General features: G+C 60.5%; 21 protein-coding genes and 1 pseudogene. 9 read left to right on the top strand and 13 right to left on the bottom strand.

Annotated features, from left to right (window positions below):
- Positions 1-5: 5 nt before the first annotated feature.
- Complete coding sequence (locus AC6CWS_RS10070; RefSeq protein WP_065881465.1) at positions 6-974, bottom strand: PDR/VanB family oxidoreductase; 969 nt, start codon at positions 972-974, stop codon at positions 6-8.
- Between the two features lie 205 nt (positions 975-1,179).
- Between AC6CWS_RS10070 and AC6CWS_RS10065 the strand changes: the two genes are divergently transcribed.
- The 4 genes from AC6CWS_RS10065 (at position 1,180) to AC6CWS_RS10050 (ending at position 5,804) form a co-directional block, all read left to right on the top strand.
- On the top strand, positions 1,180-2,079 hold the full coding sequence (locus AC6CWS_RS10065) for a LysR family transcriptional regulator (protein WP_065881469.1): 900 nt from the start codon (positions 1,180-1,182) through the stop codon (positions 2,077-2,079).
- A gap of 295 nt (positions 2,080-2,374) precedes the next feature.
- Positions 2,375-3,364, top strand: a complete 990-nt coding sequence (locus AC6CWS_RS10060) for an ABC transporter substrate-binding protein (RefSeq protein WP_065881470.1) — start codon at positions 2,375-2,377, stop codon at positions 3,362-3,364.
- 11 nt (positions 3,365-3,375) lie between these two features.
- Positions 3,376-4,794: an amidohydrolase family protein gene (locus AC6CWS_RS10055; RefSeq protein WP_065881471.1), complete on the top strand. Its 1,419-nt coding sequence runs from the start codon at positions 3,376-3,378 to the stop codon at positions 4,792-4,794.
- Between the two features lie 20 nt (positions 4,795-4,814).
- On the top strand, positions 4,815-5,804 hold the full coding sequence (locus tag AC6CWS_RS10050; RefSeq protein ID WP_074442556.1) for an isopenicillin N synthase family dioxygenase: 990 nt from the start codon (positions 4,815-4,817) through the stop codon (positions 5,802-5,804).
- Between the two features lie 73 nt (positions 5,805-5,877).
- Here the strand turns inward: AC6CWS_RS10050 and AC6CWS_RS10045 are convergent, their stop codons facing one another.
- Positions 5,878-6,795: a LysR family transcriptional regulator gene (locus AC6CWS_RS10045; RefSeq protein ID WP_065881475.1), complete on the bottom strand. Its 918-nt coding sequence runs from the start codon at positions 6,793-6,795 to the stop codon at positions 5,878-5,880.
- Positions 6,796-6,915: 120 nt separating this feature from the next.
- Between AC6CWS_RS10045 and AC6CWS_RS10040 the strand changes: the two genes are divergently transcribed.
- The 3 genes and pseudogenes from AC6CWS_RS10040 to AC6CWS_RS10030 all read left to right on the top strand — a co-directional run bounded on the left by AC6CWS_RS10040 (position 6,916) and on the right by AC6CWS_RS10030 (position 9,681).
- Positions 6,916-8,448 carry an MFS transporter gene (locus AC6CWS_RS10040; RefSeq protein ID WP_065881476.1) on the top strand — a complete coding sequence of 511 codons (1,533 nt, stop codon included), beginning with the start codon at positions 6,916-6,918 and terminating at the stop codon, positions 8,446-8,448.
- A gap of 159 nt (positions 8,449-8,607) precedes the next feature.
- A pseudogene (locus AC6CWS_RS10035) lies at positions 8,608-8,721 on the top strand (helix-turn-helix transcriptional regulator); the annotation flags it as partial.
- 156 nt (positions 8,722-8,877) lie between these two features.
- Positions 8,878-9,681 (top strand): helix-turn-helix transcriptional regulator, encoded by an 804-nt coding sequence (locus tag AC6CWS_RS10030; protein WP_307720938.1) that lies wholly within the window; start codon positions 8,878-8,880, stop codon positions 9,679-9,681.
- Between the two features lie 8 nt (positions 9,682-9,689).
- Here the strand turns inward: AC6CWS_RS10030 and AC6CWS_RS10025 are convergent, their stop codons facing one another.
- The 9 genes from AC6CWS_RS10025 to AC6CWS_RS09985 form a co-directional block, all read right to left on the bottom strand.
- Complete coding sequence (locus AC6CWS_RS10025; RefSeq protein ID WP_065881478.1) at positions 9,690-10,178, bottom strand: DinB family protein; 489 nt, start codon at positions 10,176-10,178, stop codon at positions 9,690-9,692.
- A gap of 117 nt (positions 10,179-10,295) precedes the next feature.
- Positions 10,296-10,829 (bottom strand): anti-virulence regulator CigR family protein, encoded by a 534-nt coding sequence (locus tag AC6CWS_RS10020; RefSeq protein WP_023289974.1) that lies wholly within the window; start codon positions 10,827-10,829, stop codon positions 10,296-10,298.
- A 367-nt stretch (positions 10,830-11,196) separates the two neighbouring features.
- Entirely contained in the window at positions 11,197-12,168 is a 972-nt protein-coding gene (locus tag AC6CWS_RS10015) for an ABC transporter ATP-binding protein (protein ID WP_065881480.1), read from the bottom strand.
- Positions 12,165-13,145, bottom strand: a complete 981-nt coding sequence (locus tag AC6CWS_RS10010; protein ID WP_065881482.1) for an ABC transporter ATP-binding protein — start codon at positions 13,143-13,145, stop codon at positions 12,165-12,167. Before AC6CWS_RS10010 ends, AC6CWS_RS10015 begins: the two co-directional genes overlap by 4 nt.
- Complete coding sequence (opp4C, locus tag AC6CWS_RS10005) at positions 13,142-14,092, bottom strand: oligopeptide ABC transporter permease (RefSeq protein ID WP_074442557.1); 951 nt, start codon at positions 14,090-14,092, stop codon at positions 13,142-13,144. Before opp4C ends, AC6CWS_RS10010 begins: the two co-directional genes overlap by 4 nt.
- Positions 14,089-15,048, bottom strand: coding sequence for an ABC transporter permease (locus AC6CWS_RS10000; protein WP_008804589.1), 960 nt, complete (start codon positions 15,046-15,048; stop codon positions 14,089-14,091). The genes opp4C and AC6CWS_RS10000 overlap by 4 nt, the downstream gene beginning before the upstream one ends.
- A 44-nt stretch (positions 15,049-15,092) precedes the next feature.
- Entirely contained in the window at positions 15,093-16,796 is a 1,704-nt protein-coding gene (locus AC6CWS_RS09995) for an ABC transporter substrate-binding protein (protein ID WP_065881484.1), read from the bottom strand.
- Positions 16,797-17,138: 342 nt separating this feature from the next.
- On the bottom strand, positions 17,139-17,822 hold the full coding sequence (locus AC6CWS_RS09990; RefSeq protein ID WP_065881485.1) for a CatA-like O-acetyltransferase, family 1: 684 nt from the start codon (positions 17,820-17,822) through the stop codon (positions 17,139-17,141).
- Positions 17,823-17,853: 31 nt separating this feature from the next.
- On the bottom strand, positions 17,854-18,237 hold the full coding sequence (locus AC6CWS_RS09985; protein ID WP_032453134.1) for a VOC family protein: 384 nt from the start codon (positions 18,235-18,237) through the stop codon (positions 17,854-17,856).
- A gap of 90 nt (positions 18,238-18,327) precedes the next feature.
- Between AC6CWS_RS09985 and AC6CWS_RS09980 the strand changes: the two genes are divergently transcribed.
- The gene (locus AC6CWS_RS09980) at positions 18,328-19,098 is read left to right on the top strand and encodes a DeoR/GlpR family DNA-binding transcription regulator (RefSeq protein ID WP_032453133.1); all 771 of its coding nucleotides are present in this window, start codon (positions 18,328-18,330) and stop codon (positions 19,096-19,098) included.
- 3 nt (positions 19,099-19,101) lie between these two features.
- Here the strand turns inward: AC6CWS_RS09980 and AC6CWS_RS09975 are convergent, their stop codons facing one another.
- The gene (locus AC6CWS_RS09975; RefSeq protein ID WP_023289966.1) at positions 19,102-19,731 is read right to left on the bottom strand and encodes a LysE family translocator; all 630 of its coding nucleotides are present in this window, start codon (positions 19,729-19,731) and stop codon (positions 19,102-19,104) included.
- A gap of 249 nt (positions 19,732-19,980) precedes the next feature.
- Here AC6CWS_RS09975 and AC6CWS_RS09970 point away from each other — a divergent pair, with 249 nt between their 5' ends.
- The gene (locus AC6CWS_RS09970) at positions 19,981-20,616 is read left to right on the top strand and encodes a carbonic anhydrase (RefSeq protein WP_023289965.1); all 636 of its coding nucleotides are present in this window, start codon (positions 19,981-19,983) and stop codon (positions 20,614-20,616) included.
- Between the two features lie 47 nt (positions 20,617-20,663).
- Here AC6CWS_RS09970 and AC6CWS_RS09965 read toward each other — a convergent pair whose 3' ends face one another.
- Positions 20,664-21,680: a zinc-dependent alcohol dehydrogenase family protein gene (locus AC6CWS_RS09965; protein WP_202821035.1), complete on the bottom strand. Its 1,017-nt coding sequence runs from the start codon at positions 21,678-21,680 to the stop codon at positions 20,664-20,666.
- Positions 21,681-21,788: the final 108 nt, after the last annotated feature.

Raw genomic sequence — 21,788 nt, 5'->3', positions numbered from 1 at the left:
TCTCCTCACAGATCCAAAACCAGACCCGGCGATTTCGCCCGCGAACAGCAGAGCGTGATCTGGTCGTTGCCGGCTTTCTCTTCCGCCGTCAGCACGCTGTCCCGGTGCTCGGGGAGCCCGTCGAGAACCCCGGTAATACACGATCCGCACATTCCCTGTTCGCAGGAGAGCATCACCTCCACCCCGGCATGCTGTAATACCTGAGCAATGGTTTGATCCGCGGCGACCTGCAGACGCTGCCCGCTGGAGGCCAGCTCAATATAAAATGCGGTGTTCGCCGCGATATTATTTTCCGCCGCGGGAGTAAAGCGCTCGAATACGAATTGCGACGGCGACCAGCGATATTCCTCCATGACTGACCGCAGTCGCTGAATAAAGCCCTCCGGGCCGCAGGCCACCACTGCGGTATCAGGGTGGGGCGTGGTTAAGCATTCGGGGATCCGCTGGCGAAACGACGCGCCTTCCTCGCTGCAGTGGATCGCCACCGTGCCGCTCGCGGCCAACTGGGCCAGGCGTGATGTGAAGGCCGTCTGGCGCGAGCTGGCGACATAATAATGCAGCTCCAGCGCCCCTTTTCTGGCGGCAATCGCTTCGGCCATCGCCAGCAAAGGCGTGATGCCGATGCCGCCGGCAAACAGCAGGTAGCGCCCGGCCTCCGGCAGGGGAAAATGGTTGCGCGGCGACGAAATGGAGAGCCGATCGCCGTGTTTGAGCTGCTGGTGCAAATAGCGTGAGCCGCCGGTGGACGCGTCCGTCAGCCGGACGCAAACTTCATAATGATTACCGCGGTCAGGCATGCCGCACAGGGAATATTGCCGCGGGCCAACGCCGGGAATAATAATATCGATATGCGCCCCGGCGGAGTAGGCCGGTAATATTTCCCCGGCCGCCGCCTGCAATATTAAAGATAGATTTCCCTCGCCGTTGGGGCGTATTTCCCCCACCGAGACCGAAATAAGATCGTGGCTGTGCATTACCGTTTTCTCTCCCTCAATCCGCTGTCTGCAGGGCGGCCAGGGGCAGCGAAGGGATACCCGCTCCTTCACGGTGACTGTCCGGCGTGCAAAAATGGATGAAACGATCGTTTCTCCGCTATGAATGCTACGGTATTGTGATAAAACTGTTGCGTCCAGAGCTTTGATTCGCACAACCCGTTGCAAAAAAGAGAGCACCCAAACGATGTTTGCCTTCTCCCGATTTCTGCTCTATTTCACCGAAGTGGCCCGTCAGGGGTCGTTTCGTAAAGCGTCAGAGGCGCTGCATGTGTCTGCGTCTTCTATCGACCGTCAGATTTTGCGCGTGGAACAGGAGCTGGGGATGCCGCTCTTCGAGCGCCATCCCACCGGGCTGCGGCTGACCGCCGCCGGAGAGCTGCTGCTGCACGCGGCCAACAACTGGAAAAAAGACTTTACCCGGGTCTGCGAGCAGCTGGATGACCTGCGCGGACTGCGGCGGGGGCATGTGCGCATCGCCACTATCGATGCCATTAACCGGCATTTCTTTTCGACGATGCTTAAAGAGGTGCACAAACATTATCCCAACATCTCTTTTACATTGACCACCATCAACAATATCCACATCCAGCAGGCGCTGATCTCCGGCGAGGCGGATTTCGGCATCATGCTCAATCCGCAGACCTCCCGCGAACTGCAGGTGCGGGCGTTTGCCGAAATGAATATGGGGATCGTAGTGCCGACCGGCCATCCGCTGGCCAGCCGCAGCGCTGTGCGCTTTAGCCAGTGCATCGACTACCCGTTTATCCTGCCATCCGCCCCGTTGATGATCAGCGAACCGGTGGAGGCGCTGGTGAACATCAGCGGCAACGAGGTGAAGGAGGTGGCGGTATCGAATAACATCCACATGATCCGCACCCTGATCAAAGAGCAGATGGGCATCGGCATCCTGTGCCGGCTGGATATTCTCGATGAGATCGAGTCCGGCCAGCTGGCGTTTGTGCCGCTAACCGATCCGCAGCTTAAGCCTTTCACCCTGGCGCTATGCGTCTCGCCCGCCCGCCAGCTTTCCCTTGCCGCCTCGATGATGCTGAACCAGCTGGAGATGCTCTTCAGCCAGCTGTGAGAGACCGGACAGGCACTAAAATCATTCATCAACGCACCAAAGTGGTGCATTTATTGTGTGCATGAATCAAAGGTTGCATGCCCAAGGGCGGCGGCGCAGGCGATTTTTCGCGGCCGCTCGCGGGCCATCAAATCTGGCATTGTTTTTGTATAGCTGAGTGTGAGTAGAAGCGGTCAGTACGGGTTATCCATACGGGACATTGCTCAGTCACCATGTCGCGGTTCAATGTTGACCGGGATGGGAGGCTGAGCCACATTCGCTCGCTCCCCCTCCCGGCGTAAAGAGGAGAGGGATAATGAAAACAGGCGCACGCCTTCCCCGGGGTTTACGCTGGCTGGGCCTGATAGCCCTCGGCGGTGTCTCGCTGGCCGTTCAGGCCGAGGAAAAAATCGTTCTGCTGACCTCCTGGTACGCTCAGGCGGAGCAGGGGGGTTATTATCAGGCTCAGGCTACTGGGCTGTACAAAAAATATGGTCTCGACGTCGAGATCCGCTCCGGCGGACCGCAGGTCAACGGCATGCAGTTGCTGTTGTCCAAGCGGGCCGATGTGATCATCGGTTACGATCTGCAGCTGCTGGAAGGCATTCAGCGCGGCTTCCAGGCGAAAGCCATTGCCGCGCCCTTTCAGTACGATCCCCAGGGGCTGCTGACCCACGCCGATGTCAGCTCCCTGCAGGGGCTGAAAGACAAAACCATTCTGGTCTCCAGCTCCGGTCAGGCGACATGGTGGCCGTGGCTGAAGGCGCAATACCAGCTGAGCGACGCTCAGGTTCGCCCCTATACCTTCAATATTCAACCCTTTGTCGTCGACGACGCTGTCGCCCAGCAGGCCTATGTCAGCTCCGAGGTGTTCCAGGTGCAGAAGGCCGGGGTGAAGGCGAACTTCTTCCTCTTTTCTGAGCATGGTTACCCTCCCTATGGCGGCATTCTCATCGCCCGCCCGGACACCATCGCTGAGCGTAAAGCGGCGATGGCGAAGTTTGTCCGCGCCTCAATGGAGGGTTGGGTGAGCTATCTCAAGGATCCGGCGCCGGGAAATGCGTTGATTAAGCAGGACAACCCGAAAATGACCGACGATCTGCTCGCCTGGGGCGTGACCCAGATCCGTGAGCATCATCTGATCGACGGCGGGGATGCCGCCAGCCAGGGCTGGGGGACGATGACCGACGCCCGCTGGCAAAAGACGCGCGATTTTATGGTCAGCGCCGGTCTGCTGGCGGCGGCCACCGACTGGAAACAGGCCTATACCACCGACTTTGTCCAGACCATGCAGGTTAAACCCTGAGGAGCGACGCCATGTCATTCATCATTAAAAATGCCCATGCCATCCTCAGCGGTCTGTCCGGAGAGGCGGCGCGGCTGGCCGGGCCGGATATTCGCATCCGCGACGGCAAGATTGCGGCCATCGGCAGCCTGACGCCGCTGCCGGAAGAGCGACTGATCGACGCCCGCGACTGCGTGATCTATCCGGCATGGGTGAATACGCACCATCATCTTTTTCAGTCGCTGCTGAAGGGCGAGCCGCAGGGGCTGAACCAGAGCCTGACGGCCTGGCTGAGCGCCACGCCGTACCGCTTTCGCGCGGCTTTCGATGAATATACCTTTCGTCTGGCGGTGCGCATTGGTCTGGTGGAGCTCCTGCGCTCGGGCTGCGCCAGCGTGGCGGATCACAACTACCTGTACTGGCCGGATATGCCTTTCGATACGTCGGAGATTCTCTTCAGCGAAGGGGAAGCGCTGGGGATGCGCATCGTTCTGTGCCGGGGTGGGGCGACCCAGGGCCGGGCGGTGGAGCAGGATCTGCCGGTGGCGCTGCGTCCGGAAACCTTCGACGGCTATTTGGCGGATATTGAACGGCTGGTCAGCCGCTATCACGACCCGCGGCCCGACTCGCTGCGCCGGGTGGTGATGGCGCCCACTACCGTCCTGCACTCCGCGCCGGGCGCCCAGCTGCGGGAGATGGCGAAGCTGGCCCGCCAGCTGGGGATCCGGCTGCACAGCCATTTATCGGAAACCGTCGATTATCTTGACGCCGCGCGGCAGAAATTCGCCATGACGCCGGTGCAGTTCTGCGCGGAGCACGACTGGCTGGGAAATGACGTGTGGTTTGCCCATCTGGTGAAGCTTCTGCCGGAGGAGATTGCTCTGCTGGGCCGCACCGGTACCGGCATTGCTCATTGTCCGCAAAGCAATGGCCGGCTGGGCAGCGGCATCGCCGATCTGCTGGCGCTGGAGCAGGCCGGGGTCCCGGTCTCGCTGGGGGTGGACGGCGCTGCCTCCAATGAAGCGGCGGATATGCAAAGCGAAGCCCATGCCGCATGGCTGCTGCAGCGCGCGCGCAAAGGGATGCTGGCGCAGCCGCGCTACGCCGGAGGCACCTTCGAGGGCGGAGCCGATGCGGCCACGGTGGAGGATGTGGTGCGCTGGGGCAGCGCCGGCGGCGCGCAGATCCTTGGCTTAGCGCAGAGCGGCACCCTGCAGGTCGGGATGCAGGCGGACCTCGCCATTTACCGGCTGGACGATCCGCGCTACTTCGGCCTGCATGATATGGCGATTGGCCCGGTGGCCTGCGGCGGCCGCGCCGCGCTGAAGGCGCTGCTGCTGAATGGCCGGCCCATCGTGGAAGATGACGCCATTCCCGGTCTCGACCTTGACGCGATGCGCCACGACGCGCTGGCGGCAGTCCGTACCCTCCAACAGCGCGCCGCTGTTTAACTGATAACAGGATAATGACGATGAACGCAACCACCCAAAATCAACGCTATGCCTTACAGGAACTGGAAAAAGAGGCGCTGATGGGCGCCCAGGGCGAAGAGACCTTTGCCCGCGAAGTGCGCTGTATCGACCTGTCGAACTTTGCCGAAAGAAAAAATGATATTGCCGAACAACTGTGGGAAGCGGCAGTGGAGATCGGCTTCTTCCAGGTCAGCCACCATGGTATTCCGCTGGCGGAGATCCGCCAGGCGTTCAGCACGACCGAGGCGTTTTTCGACCTGCCCGACGAGGTGAAGCGCCAGTATCCGCTGGCCGGCAACGCCGGCTGGGAGAGCAAGGCGCAGGTCCGGCCATCGACCCGCACGCCGGATCAAAAAGAGTCATATCAGATAACCCGTCCGCTGATGGACGGGCGCTGGCCAAGCGATCGGGAGCTGCCAGGCTTCCGACAGACGATGCTCGGATTTGAATCGCAGTGCTGGCAGCTGGGGATGAAGATCCTCTCCTGCTTTGCTTTAAAGCTTGGTTTTCCGGAATCGTTTTTTACCACCGCGCACGATCCGCAGCGTGACACCTATCAGAGCACCTTGCGCATGCTGCACTACTATGCAACCGAGCAGTCGCAGCAGGGGATGTGGCGGGCCGGCGCGCATACCGATTTTGACTGCCTGACGCTGCTGTTCCAGCGCCCCGGTCAGGGCGGCCTGCAGGTCTGCCCTGGCAAGGACCGCGAAAGCCAGCAGTGGACCAGCATTGAGCCAAGGGAAGAGGTCATCACCTGCAATATCGGCGATATGCTGATGCGCTGGAGCGACGACCAGCTGCCGTCTAACTTCCACCGGGTGAGAAACCCGCAGCCCCACGAATATCAGGGGCCGCGCTACAGCCTGGCGTTTTTCTGCCAGGCCAATAAAGATGTCGAGATCCTGGGGCCGCAGAGGAAGTACCCGCCCATCAGCGCCGAGGATTATCTGCAGCAGCGGATCCAGGCCAATTTCGCCAAAGGGTAGGATGTACTCTTGAGTGGTTTTCCTGTCGCCGGCTTTCGCTGGCCGCGCGGCAGGATATCCGGCGCTGGGCTTTTCAGGAGGTCGGGGTTGTCGATGCGGGCGACAAGGGTATCTCTGCCGCAGCCATAAAATCGATAAAACAGCGTATTCGCGGCGACAGGTAGCGGCTGGCAGGCCACAGGACGGAGAAATGCCCATCCTTGACGCAACAGCCGGGCAACACCTCCTGCAGGTGTCCCTCATTGATGGCCTCACGCACAACAAAATCAGGGACATAGGCGATACCCATCCCCGCCGCGCTTAAGCGAATGGCAGCCTCAATGTTATTGACCCTCATCACGGAAGCGGCCCTGAAATCCCCCGTCAGCCGCATATCACGCAGTTCCCAGGGCTGGATCAGCCCCGTCGAAGGGAAGCGAAAAAAAATGCACTTGTGCGCCGCCAATTCCGCTGGCGAGCCGGGAACGCCGTATTCCGCCAGATATGCCGGGCTGGCGCAGAGCACAAAACGAAAACCCCCCAGCTTTCTGGCGATCAATCGGGAGTCCGCTAGTTCACCGCTGCGGATAGCGATATCAAATCCTTCATCGATCAGATTGACCAGCCGGTCACTAAAATCGAGATCCAGTTCAACCTGCGGATAACGACGGCTAAAGGCGGTGAGGGCAGGGAGCAGCAGGCGGTAGCCGATGACAGGCAGTGAAATTCTTAGTTTGCCGGAGGGCTGTGAGAGACTGCTCGTCAGCTCAGACTCGGCCTCCTGGATCTGCTCCAGGATACTCTGGCAGCGGGTCAGAAACGCGGCCCCCTCCGCCGTCAGGCTGACGTTTCTGGTGCTGCGGTTAAACAGCCGGACCCCCAGTTTATGCTCAAGCCGGGCGACATTCTTACCCACCGCCGAGGCTGAAATGCCCAGCAGCCTGGCGGCCTGAACAAAGCTTAGCGTTTCGGCGGTGCGGACAAAGGACGTTAGCGAGGTGAGGCTGTCCATCGATTATAAACCTTATGTCTCTTAAGAAGATATTTTCAGTCTATTTATCGGCATTAACATCCGCAATAGGATGGCGGCAGTTTATTCATTCCTTCCTTGCCGACTGATGAGGGCCGCCTGATGTTACTCACCGCCAGAACACATTCCCGATCCGCCAGCGCCCTGGCCGCGCTTTCTGTCTTTATGGCGGCCATGCTGCTGCCGTTAAGTTTTACCGGCGGCGTCATGACCACCCCGGCGATACAGCAGTCGCTGGGCGGCTCTCCCGCTGCGCTGTCGTGGCTGACCAATGGCTTTATGCTGACCTTCGGCAGCTTTTTGCTGGCCGCAGGCGTGACCGCGGATGCCATTGACAGAAAACGCATCTTTCTCGCTGGCGCCGCGCTGTTTTGCCTGAGCAGTCTGCTGTTTTGCCTGACGCACGAACTCTTCCTGTCAGGCGTGCTGAGGGCTCTGCAAGGTCTGGCCGCGGCGATGATTTTAGCCAGCGGCAGTGCGGCGCTGGCCCAGTTGTATGACGGCGCTCAGCGGACGCGGGCATTCAGCATCCTGGGCACGGTGTTCGGCGCCGGCCTGGCGTTCGGTCCGCTGCTGATCGGCTTCATGACCGACGCGGTGGGCTGGCGCGGCGTATACGCCCTGTTTGCGCTGCTCTCGGCGATGGTTCTGTTTCTCGGTCTGGCCTGTCTGCCCGCGGCAGAAAAAAGCGAGCCGCGGACACCCGACAATCTCGGCTTAACCCTGTTTACGTTGGCCCTGATGCTGTTCACTGCCTCGCTGATGGTCATTCCGGCCCGCGGTTTTTTATCGCTGACCACGCTGGCCTTGTTCATCGTATCGGGGGGGCTGTTCGTCGCGTTTGCCGTGCGCTGCCGAAGAGTGAACAACCCGGTGCTGGAACTCGCCCTGCTGCGCCATCCGCGTTTTGTCGGCGTACTGTTGCTGCCTGTCGCCACCTGCTGTTGCTACGTTGTCCTGCTGATTATCGTTCCACTGCATTTTATGGGCGGAGAGGGGATGAGTGAGTCGCAGAGCGCGCTGTATCTGATGGCGCTGACCGCGCCGATGCTGATTTTCCCATCCCTTGCGGCCCTGCTCACCCGCTGGTTTTCACCGGGGCAGGTGGCCACGGGGGGGCTGATGATTGCCTCCGTTGGGTTGCTGTTGCTGGGTGATGCTTTTCACAGCCACCGCCTCCCGCAGCTGGTGCTGGCGCTGATCCTGTGCGGGGCGGGGGCGGCGCTTCCCTGGGGATTGATGGATGGCCTGGCGATATCCGCAGTGCCGGTCGCCAAAGCCGGTATGGCGGCAGGCCTGTTCAACACCGTTCGCGTTGCCGGCGAGGGGATCGCCCTGGCGGTCGTCACCGCGGTATTAACGGCAAGCAATAACCTGACTCTGCAGAGTCGCGTTCATGGGTATGCGCCCGAGGTGATTCACCGCGCCGCAGGCTGGCTGGGGGCTGGTAATGTGCCGCAGGCGGCTGCGCTTTTGCCTGACTTTTCCCTTCGGGCGCTGCGCGAGAGCTATGACACTGCTTATACGGTACTGTTTAGCGGGCTGGCGGTCGTCACCCTGCTGTGCGCCCTGATGGTCTGGCGGACGCTATGCCGCAAGGGGGGCGCTATCCAGACCCGCCACAGCGGATCCTGAACCCCCATGACGGTGCACTGGCGTCACGCTCCCGGCAATCGCCTTTCCCGGTCTGCTCAGCGAACCGGGACTGTCATTGTTTCGCTGGCGGAACTATGCTGATTAGGGCGGCCACATGCGCCGCTCCGGCAGCGGAAACAGTGACTCACAGGTGGCGGTATGGCGAGCGATCCGGAACTGATTTACATCGAGATCCTTGAAACGGTGCTGATGGCCACCCTGGATCCTGATTTGTGGAAATCGGCGCTGCAGAAACTGGCGTTCCTCACCGGCCATCAGTACGCGGCATTTCTGTTCTACGATAAAGGCAACGCGCACCTGTTGACCGATTCACTCCTGCTGGAGGAGAAGGTTTTCACCGCCTATCGCGACGTGTTTCTGGCCATCGATCCCGCCGAAAAAATACTGACCGCGTTACCGGTCGGGCAGATGTACCGGGACCGCGAGTATTTAGGCGATAAGTTTATTGCCGGCAGCGTCTATTACAATGAGTTTCATCACCCCAACGATCTGAATAATCTTACCAGCGTCAAGCTGTGCACCCTCAATGGCTATGCCACCTATCTGTCACTGATGACGGCCAATACGGCAGCTTATCCGCAGCCGGCGCAGTTTGAACTGTTCAGGCGCCTGATCCCGGCGCTGAAAACCGCCTGCCAGCTACACGCCCGGTTTGAACAGCTGCGGGACACCATAAAATACCAGAGCGCGGTGATGGACAATGGGATCTACCCGGTATGGCTGGTGGATCATGGCGGTAACATTCTCTACGCCAGCGCGCATGCCGAACGCTACCTGCGCGCCAACGCCCGCCTCTCCTGGTACAGCGGGGGCGATACGCTGTGCCTTGATACCGACAGCAAAAAACTGAAACGGGCTATCGAGCAGGCCACCCAAACGGCAGAGCCGCCAAGGGCAGGGCTGTGCTATACCGCCGGGCGCCAGCCGAAACCGATCCTGGTGATCCCGGCGGCCCGCCTTGCCGGGGTGGCCTGCGTGATTATTCCCGAGCCGTTTCTCACCGGCAGCGCCGTGATGGAGCTGTTTAACGTCAAGCCTGCCGAGAACGCAGTGGCGGAGCTGCTGGTGCGGGGCATGACGCCGGATGAGTGCGCCTTACATCTGGGCGTATCTATCGCCACCATCAGAACCCACCTCAGCGCCCTGTACCGGAAAACCCACACCCGTAATCAGGCAGAACTGTTGCTGATCATCCGCGCGATCCACGGCTGACAGCTTGCTCAGGAATGATGGTCGCGCAGGAAAACGGTCAGCACCTCTTTCGGCGGCACGCCGCCGCATTCGCCGATCATCCAGCCCACCGCGCCGCGGTGATAGGCGCCGTGAAAGAGCATGTGGTTGAGCATCTCCATCGCGGTCATATTGCCGTCGCCGCCGTCGACAAATGTGAAGGCGATACGTTCGTGGAAATCGGCGGGCGTCATGGCGCTGACGTACTGAATGTATTCGTCCGTACAGGCGGTCATGGCCGTTTCCAGCTCATCAACGGTTGGCGTCTCGGGGGTATTCAGCGCGGTGTAACCGTGCGTCTTGCCGCGCAGATTCGCCCGGAAAATCATGTCAACGACATGGATATGGTTCATCAGTCTGAGGGTCAGGTGACGCTTTTCGCCATGTACTGTACCGTCTATCGCGCGGATTGCCTGCAAGGTGGCAAGGTCAATCCAGCGCTTGTATTTCAACAGCGTCACTACGGTGTCTTTGTCCATTGTCGGTCCCGGGTTGGTTGAGCCACTATCTTAGCGATGATGCCAGCGAGTTGTCACTCTCCCGCGCCAGGCACAAAAAAGCCTCGCCGGGGCGAGGCTTTTTAATCAGCAGGTGATTTAGTCAAACACACCGTTAATCACGGCGGTAACGATGGCGGTGCTCAGGGCGACCAGCACCAGGTCATCGCCGACCGCGCGCCATTCATAGCCCGGATAATAGGGCAGGTCGTTAATCATAGAAGCGGGCAGGGTCTTTTTCGCGATACCCGGAGGTAACGGTTTGCCGCGGGCGACATTTTTGGCGATACCCGGAGGCAGCGCCTGATAGCCGACCAGACCGTAGTTCACGGCAAGGGAACGCGCCCGTGAGAAGCTAATATCGCTGTCGACGTGGTCGGGCTTGCCGTAGTTTTTGCGGTTGCCATGATCGTCATTGGACTGACCTTTATTTTGTCCTTTATTGCCATGGTCGCCGCTGTTACCGCTGTTACCATGATTGCCGCTATTGCCATGGTTACCACTGTTCCCGTGATTACCACCGCCGCCGCCATTGCCATTGCCGTTACCCGGGTTGGCATAGGCCGGAGCCGCCATAACGGCGAGAGAAATAACCGCCGCCAGTGCTGTTTTAATAGTGCGACGCTTAAGCATGATCTTGATTCCTTAATGTGGAGTACACGCATAAAAAATAAGATAAAGCTATGCCCCGGGCAATCTCATATAGTCTTATTTTTTGCCGGGCTTTCACGGGAAGGTCACATAGGGATAGCGGGGCGCGGACGAGCAGTTCCATTGCTGCGTTTTGACAGACGGGCGACCGCGCCCCGCTAAATGTGTCGCCGGCAGGATCGCTCCCGGGCGTGTCGCAAAAAAATGCCCGAAGCCATCGGGCAAAAATGAATAAAAATATTACGCTTCATTCATAACGCGTCTCACAAGACGGAACGGATAGTAAATCCTGGCGCCGCTGCGCACAATCGGCCGCTTGTTTAGAAATAAATAACCACGCCGACCGCGCTCAGGACGCGATCCAATGGCAGGCGACCCGATGGCCAGGGGCCACCTCGCGCAGCGCCGGCGCTTCTCTGTGGCACCGCTCGCCGACCTGCGGGCAACGGGATGAAAAACGGCAGCCGGCGGGAGGATTGACCGGATCCGGGATCTCGCCTTGCACCAGCGTCTGCGGTTCGCTGTGCGGGTCGAGGGTCGGCACCGCGGCCAGAAGCGCTCGGGTGTAGGGGTGGAGGGGGCGGCTGAACAGCGCATCGCGGCTGGCGCTTTCCACCAGTTGCCCGAGATACATCACCGCCACATCGTCACATAGATGCTCCACCACCCCGAGGTCGTGGGAGATAAACAGAAACGTGACGCCGCGGTCGTCGCGCAGGTCGGAAAACAAATTGATGATCTGCGCCTGAATGGACACATCGAGGGCCGAGATGGGCTCATCGGCGACGATAAAATCCGGGTTGAGGATCAGCGCCCGGGCAATACCGATCCGCTGGCGCTGGCCGCCGGAAAACTGATGCGGGAAGCGGGCGTAGTGTTCCGGCGCCAGGCCGCAGATCTTCATCACGTCGATCACCCGGTCATACAGCTCATCGCGGGCGCAGAGCTTGTGCTGCAGCATAGCTTCGCCTATCGCCTCGCCAATACGCAGCCGCGGGTTCAGCGAGCTGTAGGGATCCTGAAATACCAGCTGCATCCTCGGCCGAACGGCGCGCAGGGCTGGCGCGGTCAGGTCGGCCAGCTCCTGACCGTGAAATTTCACGCTGCCGGCGCTCTTCTCGTACAGGCCAAGCAGGGTTCGGCCGACGGTGGTTTTCCCGCTGCCGGACTCGCCCACCAGGCCAAAAATGGTGCCCGGACGGATGTTAAAGCTGACGCCGTCCACCGCGCGAAGCTCGCCGGTCTGTTGGCCAAACAGGCCGTCGCGCAGCGGAAAATATTTTTTCAATCCATCCACTTCAATAACATAGCGTTCGCTCATGCTGTCGCCTCCGCAAATTCGCTGTAAAAGCAGGCGGCCCGCTGGCGCTCGCCGAGCAGCGGCGGAATCGCCTCCCGGCAGCGCGCCGTCGCCCGCTCGCAGCGCCCGGCAAAGGCGCAGCCCGTCGGCAGGGCGGCCAGGTCCGGCACCTGGCCGGGAATCGAGTACAGCCGCCGACGCCGCTCGCCCGGCACCGGGCGGGAGGCGATGAGCCCACGCGTATAAGGGTGCTGCGGATGGCGTAATACCTCCGCGGTGGCGCCCTGTTCCACAATCCGTCCGGCATACATCACCACTACCTGCTCGGCCATCTGCGCGATCACCCCCAGGTCGTGGGTAATCAGCATCATCGCCATCTGGCTGGCCCGCGCCCGGTCCCGCAGCAGGCGCAGGATCTGCGCCTGCACGGTGACGTCGAGCGCGGTGGTGGGTTCGTCGGCAATCAGCAGTTTGGGCTGACAGCTCAGCGCCATGGCGATCATCACCCGCTGCAGCATGCCGCCGGAAAGCTGGTGGGGATAGCTGACCATCAGGCTGTCGCCGCGCGCCAGGCCGACCTCGCTGAGCAGCCGGGTAGCCTGCTGCCAGGCGGCTTTCGGCGTGGCGCCGAGGTGGCGGATCGGTGGTTCGCACAGCTGCTCTCCGATGGTCAACACCGGGTTCAGGGCCGACATCGGTTCCTGAAAGATCATTGCCAGCTGGTGGCCGCGCAGGTCGGCCATCTGTCTGGCTTTTACCCGCAGCAGATCGCGGTCCGCGAAACGGATCTCGCCGCCGTCGATGCGCGCGGCCTGCGGCGGCAGGAGGCCCATCAGCGCCATCGCGGTGACGCTTTTGCCGCAGCCGGACTCGCCCACCACGCCAACGGTTTGCCCGGCCTGAATCGTGAAAGAGACGTCCTGCACCGCGCGCACGCGATGGCGTTCGCCAGCGAAAGAGACGGATAGATGATTAAAGGAGACTAACGGTATGCTCATTTCAGCCTCGGTTTCATATTGGGATCCATGGCGTCGCGCAGGCCATCGCCCAGCACGTTAATGGCGATCACGGTGATAAAGATGGCGATCCCTGGCGGCATCCACAGCCAGGGACGGCGCTGGAAATCGATCAGGCTATTGGCGGCGTCCATCATATTGCCCCACGACGGCGTCGGCGGCACCACGCCGAGGCCGAGATAGCTCAGCGCGGATTCGCTGAGAATGGCGTTGGCGACAGCCATGGTCGCCATCACCACCAGAATCGGAATGGTATTCGGCAGCAGGTGGCCAAACAGCCGGCGACGCGCCGACAGGCCCAGCACCTGGGTGGCCAGCATAAAATCGCGTTCGCGCAGGGAGAGACATTGTCCGCGCACCAGCCGCGCCAGTCGGGGCCACTCCAGCAGGCTGAGCATCACCACCACCATATAGATGCGCGAGTCCGGAGAAAAATCGAGCTCGGAAAGCATCGCCCCGGCGACGATCAACAGCGGCAATCCGGGGATGGTCATCACCAGGTCGGCCACGCGCATGATCACTCTGTCGGTTAACCCGCCGACATACCCCGAGAGAGCGCCGAGCAGATAGCCCAGGAACACCGACATCACCATGGTCAGCAGACCGATAATCAGCGAGATGCGCCCGGCCAGCAGCAGGCGGGTGTAAACATCACGGCCGAGGAAATCGGTCCCCAGCCAGTGTTCGGCACCGGGCGGGTGGTTGATGCTCAGGGCGTCGGTGGCATCCTCTTTCCACGGCGACCAGACGGGCCCCAGCGCGCACCACACCGCCATGACCGCCAGCAGGAACAGGCAGAACATGGCCAGCCGGTTACGGCGCAGCTGTCGCCACCCCTGGCGCCAGGGAGAGGGGGTAATGTGCGCCAGCGCCGGGATAGCCGCCTGCCGCTGGCGACGACGGGTAGCAAAGTAAGACAGAATCATCATGACCTCACCCGAATACGCGGATCGGCCCAGGCGTACAGCACGTCGGCGAGCAAATTACCGACGATCGTCAGCACCGCCAGAAACAGGGTGAACCCCATCAGCACCGGATAGTCGCGGGCGGCCAGCGAGTCGATATGGATGTGGCCCGCCCCCGGCCAGTTGAATACCTTTTCGGTAATGATCGCCCCGGAGAACAGCCCCGGCAGCTCGAAGCCCAGCAGGGTGATGATCGGCAGCAGGGCGTTGCGTAGCGCATGTTTGAGGATCACCGTGCGCTCCTGCAACCCCTTGGCGCGGGCGGTACGGATAAAATCCATTTTCACCACGTCGAGCATACTGGCGCGCACATAGCGCGTCAGGCTGCCCGCCTGCAGCATCACCAGCGCCAGCACCGGCAGCGCCAGGTGGGCCGCCACCTGCAGCACATACTGCCAGCCGCTCTCGTCGCTGCCGGTATTGGTCATCCCGCCTACCGGCAGCCAGTGGAGATCGACGGCAAACCATTTAATCAGCAGCAGGCAGAGGAAAAAGGTGGGGAACGACATGGCGGCAAACACCGCGACGCTCACCAGATGATCAAACCAGGAGCCGGGTCGCAGGGCTGACACCACGCCGACCGCCAGGCCAATGCCCCAGTAAAAGACCAGCGCGACGCTGGCCAGCAGAAAAGAGTTCCAGATGTACTGGTTGAGCAGCTGGCTGACCGGGATCTGATACTGCAGCGAAAAGCCTAAATCGCCGCGCAGCAGCTGTCCCAGCCAGTGGAGATAGCGGGTGAACAGCGGCTGGTCAAGGCCATAGATCGCCTTCAGCTCCGCGGCGCGGGCGGCGGTCAGGGTGATATTGCCATCGATAAAGTCGCCGGGGGTTTTGGCAAACAGCATAAAAATAATGAACGAGGCCAGCAGCAGCATCGGCAGCGTTTGTAGCAGGCGCCTCAGGATGAAATTTTTCATGACGATCTCGCATCAGCCGCCGGTTAACCCGGCGGCCAGGGGATTTACTTGACGATTTTCACATCCGGCAGGCTGCCGGTCAGGCCGTTGTAGATATCCGGTTTAAAGCCGGTGACGCGGGCGCTGCTGGCGGAAAGAATGTTGCGATAGCCGAGCAGGATCACCGGTGGATCGTCGGCCAGCACTTTGTACAGCTGGTGATAGATCGGCTTGCGCTGTTCGATGTCGAGCACCGCGTTGCCGGCGTTAATCAGCTTATCGACCTCCGCGTTGTGGTAGCCGGACGCTTTCGCTTCGCTGCTGTAAAAATCCCATACCCCATCATGCGGGTCGTTGAGGGTGCTGGTGCTGAACGAGGCCAGATCGTAATTTCCGGCTTTGCGCTGCGCCATCAGGGCGTTGAAATCCACCACCTGCGGCTTAAGCAGCACGCCGATCTGCCGCCAGTTCTCTTTGGCGATGGGGATCAACGCATCGTTGAGCACCTTCTTGCTCACCAGCAGGGTCAGCTCCAGACGCTGGCCCTCTTTGACGCGGATACCGTCGGCGCCAGCTTTCCAGCCGGCCTCATCCAGCAGCTTTTTCGCCTGCGCCGGATCGTAAGGGTAAGGATTGACGCCTTCTGCGTTAAAGGCCCAGGAGATAGGGGCGATCGGCTCGATGGCGACTTTGCCGTATCCCTGATAGACCACGTCGATCAGCTTTTGCCGGTCCAGGCCGTAAATCAGCGCCTGGCGCACCCGCTTATCCTGCAGCGCCGGGCGATGAACGTTGAATTCCACCTGGCTGTAGTCGCTGGAGCCGTAAAGGTTAATGTTGGCGAAGCCGAGCATCTTCAGCTGTTCGATATCGTCAGGACGAGAGGTAAAGGCGTCGTAGTCGGTCTCCCCGGTCTGGAACAGCTGGAAGTTGGTCGACGGATTGGTTACGCGATAGATAAAGCGCGGCGTTGGCGGCGTCCCACGGTAAAAGTGGCTATTGGCATGGAAGCGAATTTCCTGACCGGGAATATAGGTATCGTACACGTAAGGGCCGTTGCCCAGCGGCTTGCCGTGCAGTGAGCGCAGATAGTCGAGATTTCCCCGCTGATATCCTTTGCCGTACCAGGCTTTCGACAACACCGGCCCGCCAATTTTGGCCAGCGTGGTGGCGCCTGGCTGGGTGGTGGTTACCTGCAGGGTGAGCGGGTCGATGACCTTCAGGCCGCTGACGCGGTCAGCCTTGCCGGCTTTGTATTCTGCGCCGCCGGCGATATTGGCCAGAGTGATGTCGGTATCGCCATCATATTTGGGGTCGAGCAGGACAGTCAGGGTAAAGGCGACATCTTCCGCCGTCAGCGGTGAACCGTCGCTGAAGGTCAGGCCAGGGCGCAATTTGATGGTATAGACTTTATTGTCCGGGCTGACCGTCCAGCTCTCCGCCAGCCCCGGGACCAGCTTGCCCTGGCTGTCCCAGTCGATTAGGCGTGAAAAAATGACGTTAGTGACGTTCTCATCCCAGCCGTTGACGAAAAAGTAGGGGTTGAAGATCCCCTGCGGCTCGGAGATCCCGGCCACTACCGTGTCCTTGCGCAGCTTAGCGCTGGCCGGGATTTGACTGGCGTCGGCGGCCGGGGTGATACCTTCTTTCAGAAGACCCTCAGCAAAGACGGCAGAAGAAAATGCTACCACGCCGCCGAGCAGGGCCACTTTTAGCGCCAGGGCAAAGCGGGTTTTTCTGGTTTTTAATCCTTGTTGTAATCTGGACAAAAGTGCTACCTCATCAAGTGATTGCGTGGTGATTTACAATTCATGACGAAAGATAAGAGGCGCACTTCGACCTGTCTAACACTGAAACGCTATGATTTATAACCAATTATCCTTAGCAAAGGATCGGCAATATAATCCCATTCTTTGGCTATGAAGCAGTGGTTTCCGCTGTGCGATGAGGGAGGCAACATGCTGTCCGCGACCCAGCCTTTCCATCGCGAGGTTCTGAACAGGCGTCACACCTGCGCGGTATTCGCCGGCTGGGCGAGAACGATGAAAGTGAACCCGTACCGACCGCCGTGTACGGCGTAAGGCACCGTGACGGTCGGTTCCGGGCAGACGTTAACGCTCCTTCGCCGCAGGGGGAAGCAGTGAGGGGGCGGTTGCGGCTAGCGGCTGCCAGAGCCGCTCGGGGTCGCGAAACCCCTCTTCGATGAGGGCATAAAAGCGGCTGGCGTGGAGACCGTCGACGAAGGCATGGTTAAATCGCCCGGCCACCGGGATCACGCCGTTCTGCAGTTTCCCCCAGGTGAGCGCCGGAACCGCGGCGCCCACCGCGTATTCCGCATGGGTCATCGAGGTGAAGTGGAGCCACGGCAGACAGCTGGCGCAGATAAAATGTTCGCCATCGACGATGAGCGGCGCAGGCGATGTCTCTCTTGCCGCGACGATCTTTGGCGTTGCCGCGGCGCTGAAGGTGGTGAACTCGGGGGCGTTGTCGCACCATACCTGGCGGAAGCCCTCCTCGACGGTCATCACCGGCGTCATGACCGCCAGACTGTCATATTCAATCACCTCGCCATTGCGCATGCGCTGTCGGAGCTGCGGGACCCCGTTGGCCGCGCGCAGCAGGGCATAGAGCGCGAGCTGAAAAAACGAGACCCGACGGTCCTTCGCACATTCGTATAGGCGCTGCGCCTCTATCGGAACGCAGAGATTAAAGCTGGGGTTGGCAAATTGTCGGTAAAAGGTGAAATGGTCCCGGCGGGGCCAGGCCGCGGTGTCGATGATCCGGTAATGTGCCATGGATGCCTCCTTATGGCTGGCGGTCTGCTGACTATGCGACGATTTCAATCAGGTTGCCATCGGGATCGGCGATCACCGCCTCATAATAGCCGTCGCCGGTGGTGCGCGGCGGTGAAACCAGTATTCCCGCCGCGCCGGCGCGCTGGGCAAGGGCATCGACCTGTTCTGCGCCGCCCACCGAGAGGGCCAGGTGCGCCCAGCCGGTATGGTTATTATCGGCGCTGGCCTGCTGCAGGCCAGGCTTGGTCATCAGCTCGATCACCACCTCGTCGTCGATGGTGACAAAATAGGAGGCAAAGCCGGGATTGGTCTGGCTGAGGTATTTTTCATTGATGCTGGCGGCAAAGAACTCGACCCAGAAGCGGGCCTGAGCCTCAAGCCGTTGGGTCCACAGGGCGAAATGGGCAATTTTCATGGTAAACCTCCGGGCAGGAACATTGACAATCACGGCAGGGCAGACGATCATGCTTGCTGTTGCTCGTTTATGATGATTTAAGGGGTTTCTTTGCTCGATTATGCTGCTTTTCCTCAACAGCGACAAGCGCTGATTTGCCAGATCCTGCAGGAAAACGGCAGGGTGGTGTGTGCGGAGCTGGCGGCGCGTCTTCAGGTGTCTGAGCACACCATCCGCCGCGATCTGCATGAGCTTAGCCGCGAAGGCGTCTGTAAAAAAGTCTACGGCGGGGCGGTGTTGAGCCTGCCGGAAGCGGGAGATTACAGTGAACGGAAAGATAAAAACCGAGCAACAAAACTCAGGATCGCGCAGCAGTGCGCCCGGCTGGTGAAACCTGGCGGCATCCTTTTCATTGATACCGGCACCACCAATCTGGCGATGGCCGAGGCGCTGCCCGCCGAGCTGGCGCTGACGGTGGTAACGAACTCTCCGGAGATCGCCGCGGTACTGGTGAAAAAGCCGCTCTACGAGGTGGTGATGCTCGGCGGCCAGGTGCAGCGGGCGAGCGGGGGCTGCGTTGGGGCCGCGGCGGTGGCTCAGGTGCAGGGAATGTTATTCGACCAGGGGTTTATCGGCGGCTGCGCCATGGCGCCAGAGTCGGGCCTGACCGGCTTTGACTATGCCGACTGCGAGTTTAAGAAAGCGGTGATTAAGCAGTGCAGCGAAATTATCATCGGCCTGACCTCGGATAAAATTCCGGCGGTGGCGCGATTCGTGGTGGCCGCGAGCAGCGATATCGATGTGCTGGTGGTGGAGGAGAACATCAGTCGCGAATATCGCGTTGCCTTTCAGCAACACGATATTCGCATCCATACCGTGTAGCCGCTAGCGGGTGAGGGAGGTGGCGATAAGCCGCAGTCCCAGCGCCCCCAGCACCGTCGCGGTGGCGATATCGATTCGCCGCTTCAGGCGCAGGTAGACCCGACGCGGACGATCAGCGGAGAGCACCAGCGCCACCAGCGAATACCAGCTGACGTCAATCAGGAAACTCATCAGCGGCACGATGTAATAGAAGGCGGTGGGGATCTGCGCCGGCAGCACGGCGGTAAAAATCGAGGCAAACACCAGCGCGGTTTTGGGATTGCTCAACTGAGTATACAGCCCGTCGCGGAAAGTCTTCAGCAACGAACGGTTGCCGTCCATGCCGCTGGCGGAAAAATCCATCGTCTGCGCCGAACCGCGGAAAATCTTATAGCCCAACCATAGCAGGTAGAGCCCGCCCGCTACTTTCAAGCCAATAAACAGCTCCGGCACCGCGGTGAGCACCTTCTGCAGGCCCAGCATCGCCATAATAGAAAAAATGGCGGCGCCGGCGCCGGTGCCAAGGGCGGTCACCAGACCGTGCAGGCGCGAGCGGGCGACCGCATTGCGCGCGACAAAAATAAAGCTCGGGCCGGGACTGATCACTCCCATGATCAGCACCGCGGCAAGGGCCATCAGGCTGGATAAGAACATAGCAACTCCTGGTATGTCCGCCGCCGGCAGGCGATCGGCAACGTGGGGACGGTACGAGCAGACAGAGTAGCAAACTGGCTCAGGAAAGCACGTGAAAACCCTGTGGAAAAGGCGAGACTGAACGGGCAGCCGCGGCGCGCGTTTTCTGCGCAACTGTTTGAATAACGATTCCCATTCCTGTCAGCGATGGTAAACTGAATAACTGTGATCTTTGTCATACCGTAATAACTACAGAGAAGAGACACTGCTATGCAACATATCATTGAGGGCTTCCTCAACTTCCAGAAAGAGATCTTCCCCCAGCGTAAAGAGCTCTTCCGCAGCCTGGCCTCCAGCCAGAATCCCAAAGCGCTTTTCATCTCCTGTTCTGACAGCCGTCTGGTGCCGGAACTGGTTACCCAGCAGGAGCCGGGACAGCTCTTTGTTATTCGTAATGCCGGGAATATCGTGCCGTCTTTCGGGCCGGAGCCGGGCGGTGTATCTGCGACCATTGAGTATGCTGTGGTTGCGCTGGGCGTGACTGATATCGTGATCTGCGGCCACTCTAACTGCGGGGCGATGAAAGCGATCGCCACCTGCCAGTGCCTGGAGCCGATGCCGGCGGTGTCTCACTGGCTGCGCTACGCTGATGCTGCGAAAGCGGTGGTGGAAAAGAAAACCTGGGCCAGCGAAACCGATAAGGTTAACGGCATGGTGCAGGAAAACGTCATCGCTCAGTTGAACAACATCAAAACCCACCCGTCGGTGGCGGTCGGTCTGCGCGACCAGACCCTGCGCCTGCACGGCTGGTTCTATGACATTGAAAGCGGCGAGATTCAGGCGCTGGATAAAAACACCAAATCCTTTGTTTCGCTGTCGGAAAATCCGGACGTCTTTTTCGAATAAAGCCGTTCCCAGGGCATGGAGGCCCTGTTCATCTCATCTCCTCACCACTACCACTCCACGCAAATTTTGCCGAAATGGGCGCCGCTTTGCAGATAGCGGAAGGCGTCTGGTAATGCCGCAAAATCAAACACTTTATCGATGACCGGCCGCGACGCCTGCAGGTTCAGCGCGTTGACGTAGTCCTGTTGTTGCCGGCGATGACCCACCACCAGCCCCTGCAGTCGGGCCTGTTTACTCATCAGCAGATGGGTGGGCACATGACCTTCGAAGCCAGTCAGGACGCCGATCAGCGCGATGTGTCCGCCAACACTGACGGCCTCGAACGACTGGCCCAGGGTGCCCGGTCCGCCGACCTCCAGGATAATATCGGCCCCGCGATGACCGGTGATGTCCTGCACCGTAGCGCCCCATGCCGGGGTGGTGCGGTAATTGATGAGATGGTCAGCCCCCAGGTCGCGCGCGCGGGCGAGCTTTTCATCGGATGAGGAGGTGACGATGACCTGCGCGCCCATGCTTTTCGCCAGCTGCAGGGCGGTTATCGACACGCCGCCGGTGCCGAGCGTCAGCACCGTATCGCCCGCTTTTAGCCGCCCCTCCACCACCAGCGCGCGCCAGGCGGTGAGGCCGGAGGTGGTGATCGTCGCCGCCTCCCTGAAGCTCCATCCGTCAGGCGCATGGGTAAAATGACTGGCCGGTCTGACCACATACTGGCAGGCGAACCCCTCGGCGCCGTCACCCGGCGTCTGGCTGAAGTCCTTCACCTGCGGGCCCGGACGGCCATCCAGCCACTGCGGGAAAAAGCCAGCGACCACCCGGTCGCCTGGCTGAAACTCGCTGACCCCGGCGCCAACCGCTTCGACCACCCCCGCGCCGTCCGCCATCAGGATCCGCCGATCGGCAGTGGGAATCACCCCCGTCGCTACCAGCAAATCGTGATAGTTCAGGGAGGTGGCGTGGAGCACTACGCGGATCTCGCCTGCCGCCGGCGCACCGGGGTCGGCAAGATCGACAAGCTGCAGATTATCCAGCGAACCGGGTTTGTTGACGATCCAGGCTTTCATCATGGGGCTCTCTTTTCCAGGGGATGCGCTAAGTATTGGCCCGTCATCGGCTGAACGCCATAGCGCGCCGGTCAGGAAATCACTGCCCGGAGAAAGAGGCGAAAAAAAGCG

This window comes from Klebsiella sp. M041 (genome assembly GCF_059759695.1).
This window is presented reverse-complemented; position numbering and strand designations above follow the sequence as displayed.